General features: G+C 47.2%; 4 protein-coding genes and 3 pseudogenes. 6 read left to right on the top strand and 1 reads right to left on the bottom strand.

What is annotated here, in order from left to right; genetic code table 11:
* The 3 genes and pseudogenes from MHA02_RS21200 to MHA02_RS21190 form a co-directional block, all read left to right on the top strand.
* Window positions 1–274: pseudogene (locus MHA02_RS21200) on the top strand (glucose-1-phosphate thymidylyltransferase RfbA); the annotation flags it as partial.
* 51 nt (window positions 275–325) lie between these two features.
* Window positions 326–1,249, top strand: a complete 924-nt coding sequence (locus tag MHA02_RS21195; RefSeq protein WP_210245100.1) for an alginate O-acetyltransferase AlgX-related protein — start codon at window positions 326–328, stop codon at window positions 1,247–1,249.
* A 577-nt stretch (window positions 1,250–1,826) separates the two neighbouring features.
* A pseudogene (locus tag MHA02_RS21190) lies at window positions 1,827–2,362 on the top strand (IS5 family transposase); the annotation flags it as partial.
* A 23-nt stretch (window positions 2,363–2,385) separates the two neighbouring features.
* On the opposite strand, the pseudogene MHA02_RS21185 reads toward MHA02_RS21190, so the two are convergent.
* Window positions 2,386–2,706: pseudogene (locus MHA02_RS21185) on the bottom strand (integrase core domain-containing protein); the annotation flags it as partial.
* 56 nt (window positions 2,707–2,762) lie between these two features.
* Between MHA02_RS21185 and MHA02_RS21180 the strand changes: the two are divergent.
* From MHA02_RS21180 to MHA02_RS21170, 3 genes are all read left to right on the top strand, one after another.
* Window positions 2,763–3,833 (top strand): IS630 family transposase, encoded by a 1,071-nt coding sequence (locus MHA02_RS21180; protein WP_170249409.1) that lies wholly within the window; start codon window positions 2,763–2,765, stop codon window positions 3,831–3,833.
* Window positions 3,834–4,727: 894 nt separating this feature from the next.
* Complete coding sequence (locus tag MHA02_RS21175; RefSeq protein WP_147082489.1) at window positions 4,728–7,583, top strand: hypothetical protein; 2,856 nt, start codon at window positions 4,728–4,730, stop codon at window positions 7,581–7,583.
* A 13-nt stretch (window positions 7,584–7,596) separates the two neighbouring features.
* The gene (locus MHA02_RS21170) at window positions 7,597–10,404 is read left to right on the top strand and encodes a glycosyltransferase (protein ID WP_170249407.1); all 2,808 of its coding nucleotides are present in this window, start codon (window positions 7,597–7,599) and stop codon (window positions 10,402–10,404) included.
* Window positions 10,405–10,600 lie beyond the last annotated feature (196 nt).

Below are 10,600 nucleotides of genomic sequence, written 5' to 3'. Positions count from 1 at the left end.
GGGCCAGTTGCATGTGGAGCGGATGTCGCGCGGCTATGCCTGGCTCGATACCGGCACGCATGACAGCCTGCTGGAAGCGGCGGAGTTCGTCCGCACCCTGCAGAACCGCCAGGGTCTCCAGGTCGCCTGCCTCGAAGAGATCGCCTATCTGCAGAGCTTCATCACCCGCGATCAGCTCATTGCCCGCGGTGAACTCTTCGCCAAGACCTCCTATGGCCAGAACCTGCTCAGGCTGGCCAAAGAAAATCCTGTTACTAATATAATATCCCCATAGTATACAATTTGTTGATGTAACTCAAAATATCAGAAATGGAGATCTACAATGATGAAATACACAGTTGGCAAAGAAAAACAATACTTTCTCGATAACGACTCAAATCGCGTGATGTTGCAACTGGAAGGGCTTTTTGACTTTCCGGAAAAAGCTTGCGAAGTAATCTCGTCAAGACATGCTATACGTCAGTTTTGGTGCTCAACACAAAATATCGAATATTTTCATATAGTAGTTCCAAACAAAGAAACGGTTTTGAAGCATTATCTACCAGACAACATTGCTTTCGAGAAACATGGCCCGAGGCCGATTGTAAAATACTTGAATTTTACCAAATCACATAAAATAAACACATTTTATAGATCTGAATTGCTTGAAGAAAAAAATTTACTAGACAAGTATTATTACAGGACCGACAGTCATTGGACAACTAAAGGTGCGGTTCAGTATCTTCGGTGTTTTCTTGAGTTGTATCTGCCCACGCTTTTCGACACTGCAAGCACTTTAGAATACGAAACACGCAGATTGCAGTTTGCTGGCGATCTTGGGTGTCATTTAGGCGACTCAGAAGAAATCGAAGATATTTTTCTTTCGCAGGATAATTTCAAAATTTTGTTTGAGGGGAAACTGACAAACGAAGGTCATGTATGGCATACTTGTTCTAAAGTGAAAACTTCCGGCGGAAAAGCAATCATACTTCATGATAGCTTTACTCACTCCCTATTCTCGACTATAAGTACTCTATTTTCTGAAACACTGTTTATTCATTCTCCGGATCTTGATCTATCGCTAATAAGAAAATTTGGACCTGACGTAATTATATTCATACAGGCAGAGCGTTTTCTTCCGCGCTACATCAGCAATGAACTATACGTCGAACCGTGGCTACGAGATCTGGCTTTAAAAAAGAACCCACAAGACCGAACTGCTGAATATTTTGCAAAACTAGAAAGTTTAAGCAGCAAAGATGCGCAATAAAATATCTCTTTCTAAAGTATCCTTTCTCGAATTTAAGCTCAGAGTCTGCGGAACGTGTCATTGAGAAGAAAATATGTTGTCGGTATCGTTCGCGCCTTGGATCGCGGACGATTTATGGATTTTATTGAATACAAGAGCACGGTGCAAGGTAACTTGATTATCGCCAATGACCTCAGCGCCGCGATATTAGATGCTCCACCAAAGCAAATAGTATGACGATAGATTCTTGAGTCTACGTAATAGTTCGTCCATGAAAATTGGTAGAAATCTTAAGATGTCGGGTCTTATAATTCAAATGCACGTTTTAGTGCCAGATGTTCATTTGCGGAACATTGTCGGGGTGGAATACGTTGGACGGTCGACGAGAACGTGGGCGTTTTGAGGGATCACGGCGCGTTACGACCGTCAGGAGGGGCCGCTGATGTTTGCTATCCATACGAACGCCGCACCGCCTTAGCCGCGCGCGCTGAGATTTTCTGCTTCTCTGAAGAGCCCAGCACTACGGCGTCTCGACCGAGACCATCCGCAAGTGGCGGAACGCGTTCCCGCCGATTGCTGGGTTTCGCTCTGCCCGACCACACAAGCCAACCGCTTCGTGCGCTGGGCGGTCAAGGGGGTTTGGGTCGAGCTGTTCGAGACGCTGGCCCAGGCCGGCGGGCCGCCCTCCCAGGTGCTGATCGACTCTACCGCCGTGAAAGCCCACCGCTGCGCCGCCGGGGGTAAAAGGGGGAGCAAAGCTAGGCCATCGGCCGCTCGCTGGGCGGGCGCACGACCAAGATCCACGCCCTCACCGACCGCTTCTGCCGCCCGCTCGCCTTCATGTTGACCGGTGGGCAGGCTGCCGACTGCAAGGCCGGCGCGCTGCTACTCAAACGCCTGCCCACCTGCCGCATTGTGCTGGCCGGCAAGGGCTACGACAGCGACACCATTCGCCGGCAGATCGAGGCGGCCGGGGCCGCGCCCAACATCCCGCCCAAGGTCAACCGGCGCTACAAGCCGTGCTTCTCGCCCGTGCTCTATCGCGGGCGCAAGGCCATCAAGCGGATGTTCGGCCGCCTCAAAGACTTCCGCCGGATCGCCACCCGCTACGACCGCTCGGCGGTCAACTACTGACCTTGCCCCCTCATTGCCCCCGTTCATAACCAGAGTCCGTTCTGGTTCTGGTCCTGTTTGGACCGGGTTGCAAACGCGTTCGGGGTGAGCCCGCGGAGGCTCGTGTGCGGACGGCAGGTGTTATAGTCGACCCGCCACGCCTCGATGAGGGTCCGGGCCGCCCGCAGGCTCCGGAACAGATGCTCGTTCAGGCACTCGTCGCGCAAGCGCCCGCTCAAGCTTTCGACGAAGCCGTTCTGCTGCGGCTTGCCGGGGGCGATGTAGTGCCACGCGACCGCGCGCTCCTCCTGCCAGCCCAGGGTGGCGTGCGAGGTCAGTTCGGTGCCGTTAGCAACGACAACTAGTGCACTGACGCATGCGAAGGATTCACCTATGCGGCGAGGTGTGCGAGTCTGAGCCGATGGCTCAGACCGTCTGCGTGCTCCTCGATGCCGCCGCTCAGGCGCGGCTGACCGCGATTGCTGGCGACCGGTCTCGTCCTTTCAAGCACCTCCAGCGTGCCCGGATCGTGCTGCTCTCGGCCGAACGCCTGTCGGTGCTGGAGGTGGCGCGGCGGGCAGGCGCTAGCCGTCCGGCGGTCTGGCGCTGGCAGCAGCGCTTTGCCGAGGAAGGCGTCGAGGGTCTGCTGCACGACAAGACCCGCCCGCCCGGCAAAGAGCCGCTGTCGGCCGGCACCGTTGCCGAGGTGCTCGCCCTGACCTGCTCCGAGCCGCCGGGCGAGGTCACGCATTGGGTAGGCCGTGCGGTCGCCGAACAGGTCGGGATCTCGCTGCGCTCGGTCCAGCGCATCTGGGAGGCCCACCGTCTCCAGCCGCACCGCGCGCGCACCTTCAAGCGCTCGAACGACGCCGCCTTCGCCGAGAAGGTCGAGGACATCGTCGGCCTCTACATGGAGCCGCCGCGTCACGCCGTGGTGCTCTCCATCGACGAGAAGAGCCAGATCCAGGCTCTGGAGCGCACCCGTCCCGCCCTGCCGCTCGGCCCCGGGCACCCCGCCGCCCAGACCCACGACTACACCCGCCACGGCACGACCACGCTGTTTGCCGCCCTCGACGTCCTGGAGGGCACCGTGCTCGGCCGCTGCATGCAGCGCCATCGCAACGGCGAGTTCATCCGCTTCCTCAATGCCGTCGAGGCCGCCGTGCCAGCCGGCAAGACGGTCCACGCCATCCTCGACAACTACGCGGCTCACAAGCACCCGAAGGTTCGTGCCTGGCTCGCCCGCCACCCGCGCTGGATCTTCCACTTCACCCCGACCTCGGCCTCCTGGCTCAACGCCGTCGAGGGCTTCTTCTCCGCCCTCTCGCGTAGACGACTGCGGCGCGGCACCTTCACCGGCGTCGTCGACCTGCAGGCCGCCATCAAACGCTACATCGCCGAGCACAACGAGCGCCCGCGGCCCTTCCGCTGGACGAAACCCGCCAATGCCATCCTCAGTGCCGTCCGGCGCGTCCCTGCACCATCTGTCTGAGTCGGTGCACTAGCGCCTGGATCACCGCCGTGATCGTTGCTCCGTTCGCGCCCGAAGGTACCCGAACGCTCACACCTGCAATCTCCAGTTCGATCGCGGCGAAAGGGCCATGCCAACCGTTGATTTTCTTGCACGATGGGAGCGACGGCGGAACGAAAGCCTGACCTTCGACACGGGCAGACACGAACGACAGCAGTCCTGCGGGCGCAGAGGCCGCAGATCGCCGCGATTCGCGAAGGCCCGTGAGTAGGTTTTGTGGGTTTATCCCCTGCTGGCGCGCCAACGCAGATAACACAGCACCAGGGGCAATCGCCGCGGCTACGAACCTTGCTCACTCGGACTCGGACAAACGCCGCAGACAGCTCGGGCAATTACTTCAAACCTGAACACGATCCGCAGCGACTCGAACATATGCTCAAGCATAGAGACAAATTAATTCGCCCATAGGACCGCCCGCCCCACCGACTACGCTCGCCCAAAGAACGTCGGCTGCAAAAACCGCTTACTATTGACTGAGAGGCAAGCAGATTGTTATCTCGCAGCCCGTGTCACGTCTAAATCAGGGCTTATAATGATGGACAGCGCAAAAACGAATAATCTCAATACTAATATAATAATTCGGCGACATATCTTCGATTTCTTGTTATATTCATGTGATTTACATTAAATCGTTATCAATAAAATCCGAACAGATGCTGTATTGAAAACATAAAGTGATTTATTAATTGCGCTCCTCGCCCACAACATGAATATGTCTATAAGGCCGTGATAGTCAATTGTGCAAGAACTATGCAGCGGAATAAAAAGTCTAAATCAATCTGATTGCAAAACTCAAATTTTATCAATAATGATCTGATTATTGAATAACGCACCAACTTCCCACTAGATATGGATATGAAGCGTATGTCGGAATCATCAAATGAAATCCTACCAAAGTGGGCGATATTCGATGGTGCTTTTTATTTGGCGCAGCTAGCTCATGCCTCTCCAGAAATAGATAAAGACAATGATGATGGTTTATGGCTACATTACTGCACTATCGGATGGCGCAATGGCATAGATCCTAGCCCATATTTCCAGCTGTCTTGGTATAAGTCGCAATTTGAAGGAATTGCTCTAGAAAATATGGATCCAACAGAGCATTATCGCCGGGTTGGGTGGCGCGCAGGCTTCCGCCCAAATAAATATTTTCAAACAGATTGGTATTTAGCAAAATATTCTGATGTAGACTCAGCGGGAATCGATCCGCTCGAACATTACATTAACTTTGGTCGGCACGAATCGCGAAAGCCCTGTCCGTATTTTGATCAAGACTGGTACAGGAACGTCTATGCTGATGTTGCGAATTCTGGAATTGAACCACTTAGACATTATTTGCATTTTGGGGCCGCAGAGCATCGAAATCCGAACCATATGTTTGATTCAAAGTGGTATTATGAAAATTATAAGCGTGATGTAGCAAATATTGATCCTTTGTTTCATTATATTACCAATGGATGGAAGTCAGGGTTTGCACCAAGTAAAAACTTCGATCCGGTCTTCTATCGAAAGAATAATCCTCTTTTACGCGACGATCAAGATCCGTTATATCACTATCTTGAATACTATAAGAACAGAGAACATGCTTGTACAAACACTGCTTTGGATCAACAGGCCGATGCACAAATCCGATGGCTGAAAGTAAACGCTCCAATATCGACTCGAACCGACAAATCAACTTTAATTTATAGCGACTTACTTGATATCGATGATCGTATACTCCGCGCAGTTCCAAGTCTCAAGGCTATTTCGTTTGATGTATTTGATACACTAATAGAACGTAGGTGTGGTCGGCCTGAAAATGTGTTCGCGTTGGCAGCGCTCCAAGCTGGTGTATCTCAATGTGATGTTGAAGAAGTAGTACGGACACGAATAGATGCTGAATTGATATCTCGGAAGAATGCAAAAAGTAGAGAAATCACAATCCATGAAATATATGATAATTTCGCTCAACTTAGTAAAAAATATCAACACAACGCTCAAGCCATGATGGACGCTGAGCTTCAGATTGAGCAGAATGTGTGTGTTCCGAAAGAATCAGGCGTTAAACTTTATCAATCTTTACTCAAATTGGGCATAAATATTTACTTAGTAAGCGATATCTATCTCCCGGTATCGACCATGGTGTCTATCGTAGATAAGTGTGGAATTACTGACTATGCTGGTATGTTTGTTTCGTCACAAATTGGTGCAACGAAGCATTTTGGCCATATGTTTGAGTATCTATCAAATTCCATTAAAGTTGGAAAGAGTCATATTCTTCACATTGGAGATAACTCGCTGTCAGATTTTCGCGTTCCTGCTGATCGAGGACTCCACGCTTGCCTAGTAGAAAAGTCAGCTTCCATTGTTAATACTGTTACGACGAGTCAATGGCAAGAAACACCATATACGGTTGATGGCCTTTTTCTATCAATTTGTGCTGGTGAGGCAATTCATAGTCGAGCGAATGCGATTTTGAAAAGGCAAACTCAACAGAGATCATCAAATGAACTTGAAAGCGCTGGATACTCATGTCTAGGGCCATTATTGTTGTCTTTTACTCAATATCTTATAGGTGTTGCCAGAATTCAAGGTTTATCGACGCTATATTTTGTTTCCAGAGACGGTTTTTACATGAAAGAGGCTTATGATATTTTTAAGATGCGTGATCCAGATTTGCCTGGATCAAAATATCTATTGGGATCTAGACGAGTCCTTCGAGCGATTGACATTGTAAATAGATCCGACGTTGATAAAATCTCTAGTATTGACCATAAACCTATGACTATGGAAGAAATCCTGACTTCAAGATTTCAGATAAATATGAAAGACATTCAATCAGTCTCGCGCGAATTGTTAGCAAACGGTCTGGAAGACTTATCTTTTATAGTAGAGCACAATACACGCGATCCGCGATATAGCAAAGTCATTGACATTTTACTTCCAACAATACTACATAAATGTTCATCATTACGTCAAATTTACAAAGAATATATTTCGGATATTGGATTAACGGAAGGATACAATGGCGTAATAGATATCGGATATCGTGGTACAATACAAAAATCATTACTCGAATCATGCTCAATAAATTGTCATGGAATATACTTTTCAACATGGCCAGAGGCTGATAATTTGCTTAACTCGGGTCTTCGGTTTGACTCGTTTATTCGATGCGGCTCAGATCCGAATCATCCGTTAATTAAATACGTTCAATTATTCGAACTATTTTTTTCGGCAACTCATGGGACACTTATAAGCTTTGATCGCCAAGGAATTCAAAAAATTCCAGTTCTGGAAGCAGCACCATTTGGAAATCAATCACGCGAGGCCTTAAATTATGTGCATAAAGGCGCCATCGATTTTATTAGAGAATGGCTCTCTGTCTATGGTCCCGACTTAGAGCTCTCTAGCGATAGTCGAGAAAGATGTTATGAAGCAATGGTAGAACTTTTTGAGTCCCCTCCTAGATCGATTGCGTCCGCCTTTGAAGGAGAAATCTTCGAAGATAAATTTGGAGGAGATAAAAGGTTTATCGCTGTCGGAAGAACTGGAAACAACCAACTAAAAAGTGCAATTGAAAATAGCTCCTGGAAATCAGCAAGTTCGGTGCTCTGGCAGACCAAAACGACACTGGAGGGGAAAAGCCTGATGACGGTCACGCAAGAATTAATAGAAGACTCTTTTTCAGGAACAAACACGATACCTTCTTACAAGCATGGTACTTGAAATGGCCCAGAAAATGTCTGATACCTTCCCGCTGTTTTCGGTGTTGCTTTCCGACTCTGGAGATTTCAATGGATTGTGGAATACCATAATATCAGTTTGTCGCCAGACTTACGACAAATGGGAAATGCATCTTGATAGAACGCGACTCACACTAAAACAACAGTTATTGATATCGGACTTACTTGGAGAAAATAAGAATGTAATTTGGTTAGAGGATGGATCTGATTGGCTTATTCCAAGCAGGGCGAATTCGTTTGTTTTACCTTTGTTGCCTGGAGATATTATTGAGCCAACCTTACTTGAAGACTGGTCTACAGAAATTGAATCCGTTTCCGATATCAGCGTAGTTTATGGCGATGAGTACTCGTATAATGGAACTATAATTAATCCTGTTCTTTATTTTAAGCCGGATTTTTCTCCAGAAACTTTGATTTGCTCTAACTATATTGGCCGGTGTGCCATGACAATCGACGTCTTTATACAATCTGGTGGTCTCCCAGCACAATTTGATGAGGTTGATTTGTGGGCCGTTCATCTCGGATTTATCAAGCAAGATGATATCTCAGTAGTTCATGTTGAAACCCTCGCTATGCACATACGGTATAGATCGGAAGATCTATTATTGACTTCCGGGAAACGGTCTATTGCTATGTTAAATAATAAAATTATTGATCTTGGACTCAATGGCACGGCATATTGGCCAGATTGGGCCAGACGCTCGGCAATACAGTCTTTCGACATCAAATTTCCAGATACCGGACCGACCGTAGGAATCATCATTCCAACAAAAAACAACTATAAAGTTCTAGATGTCTGCATTAGATCTATTATTGATAAAACATCATACAGTAATTATTCTATTTTCATAGTCAATAACGCCAGCGATGACGCTGATACTGTAGCGTATCTTCAGGATATTCATCAGCAAAAATGCAAAGTAGTCCATATTCCATCACCTGACAGCGGTTTTAGCTACTCTTATGTAAATAATGAAGCGGTAAATAAAGTTGATACTACCCTCATTTTATTTTTAAATGATGATACTGAAGTTGTGTCCGAATCTTGGCTTTCGCAAATGGTTGGATGGATGGGGCGAAACGGAGTAGCTTCCACAGGCGCGAAGCTTCTTTTTCCAGATAACTTAATACAGCATGCCGGGCTTGTAAACAATTTACTAGATGGATCATTGCCTGCACCAGCTTTTAAGCTCCAGCCAAATCTGTTGCTCGGAACTATGTCACAGGACAATACTGTCCGAAATTATTCTGCCTTAACAGCGGCCTGCCTTCTTACTCGGCGAGAACTGTTCGTTCAGTCTGGTGGTTTTGATGATGAACAGTTCCGGGTCGCTTACAATGACTGTGATTACGGTTTTAGATTAACTCAACTTGGGATGAGACATGTATATGTACCGTCGGCTGTTTTATATCATTATGAGGGGGCTAGCAGAGGTCGAGGAGCTGGTAATGATAAAGTTGAAGAGGAATTGAATTTTATTCGTAAGTATTCTACTTGGGTAGATCCATACTGGAATAGAAATCTCTCCCTTGACTCGTTTGAATTCAAGCCGTCAACGCGGAGAACTTCAAAATACAAATCTAAACCGAATAATCCTACGGTCGCATTGTTTACCCACAATCTCAATTTTGAAGGTGCCCCTCTGGTCTTATATGATATATCGAAGGGTCTTATTGAGCTAGGCAATAGTTCGGTTATCGTTATCAGCCCGCAGGATGGCCCTTTAAGGAAAAGCTATGAGCTAATTGGAGCTGTTGTTTGTGTTTTTGATAAGGCAGATTTAGTTTCTGGATCAGACGTGAAGCAGATGGAAATAAATCTGAAGGAAATTTCATTATGTCTTAAATTATATGCTGTCGACGTAGTCATTGCAAATACTGTTCTCTGCCATTGGGGATTGTTTTGCGGCATTTTAGCTAAGCTTCCAACTATATGGATAATCCATGAAAGTGAACCTCCGTTTTACCACCTTCAAGAATGGGGCATTTTTCATGTAGAACTCGCTAGGATGCTATTTCAAGTAAATTATGTAAACGTATTTGTCTGCTATTCGACCAAGAATGTTTATGATAGCATAGCCAAAATCGACAATAGAATCGTAATTTACAATGGATTTGATTCGAAGATGACTGCGATTACTTATGCGCAGTTTGATCGCAACAAGGAACGCAAATTGTTCGGATATGATAAAGATTTTGTTTTTATTTTACCGGGAACTGTTTGCATAAGAAAGTCCCAGGTCGATTTAATTTTTGCAATAGAAATGCTCAATGAGAATATTGTGTCTCAGACACAGTTTTTGATAGTTGGAGATAGGGATTCACCTTATAGCAGAGAGTTACACGCGGCGATCGAAAATCTGGATGATAATCGAAAGTCTCGCGTCCGTGTGGTGCTGGAAACATCGGACATTTTCCGATACTATCGAATGGCAGACGGTATGATCTTTACGTCTCGAATGGAAAGCTTCCCACGTGTGATCCAAGAAGCAATGTTTTGCTCGCTTCCGATAATATCTACGCCAGTATTTGGTATATCTGAGCAGTTGCGTGATAAACAGAGTGCTCTATTTTTTGAACCTGGTAATTACAAACAACTTTGCGAATGCATTGGTGAAATTGTTCAGAACGAAATCAAGAGGACGAAGATGGCAGAGCTTGCACATCAATCGCTTTCTCGATTTCCTTCAATAGTTGATATGAAATTGCGGTATATAAATCTTGTAGAAGAAGCTTATGCAGCATCTGAGTCAGAAAAAAAAATCACAGCAAGGTCATTAATCAAGTCATCAACTTTGTTTTAAATTTTCGTTTCGCAATGAAATTAGCTGACGACTGCGGCGATGCATATGGGCTCGAGTGATTGGGGGCGAGGCGATCGTTGCGCCTTGCCACACCACGAAGCCTTTGAGGCGACAGGACATCCTCATGATTGCCGTTCTGATGCACGAGGCCGTGGTCCTGGGGGGTGGCGTTCGTGCAGGGCCTTCTTTTGGACAT

This window comes from Methylobacterium haplocladii (genome assembly GCF_007992175.1).
Lineage (GTDB): Bacteria > Pseudomonadota > Alphaproteobacteria > Rhizobiales > Beijerinckiaceae > Methylobacterium > Methylobacterium haplocladii.
This window is presented reverse-complemented; position numbering and strand designations above follow the sequence as displayed.

Coding starts and splice junctions, on each gene's coding strand:
- MHA02_RS21195 (WP_210245100.1), top strand. CDS start 326: ATGAAATACACAGTTGGCAAAGAAAAACAATACTTTCTCGATAACGAC.
- MHA02_RS21180 (WP_170249409.1), top strand. CDS start 2,763: ATGGCTCAGACCGTCTGCGTGCTCCTCGATGCCGCCGCTCAGGCGCGG.
- MHA02_RS21175 (WP_147082489.1), top strand. CDS start 4,728: ATGAAGCGTATGTCGGAATCATCAAATGAAATCCTACCAAAGTGGGCG.
- MHA02_RS21170 (WP_170249407.1), top strand. CDS start 7,597: ATGTCTGATACCTTCCCGCTGTTTTCGGTGTTGCTTTCCGACTCTGGA.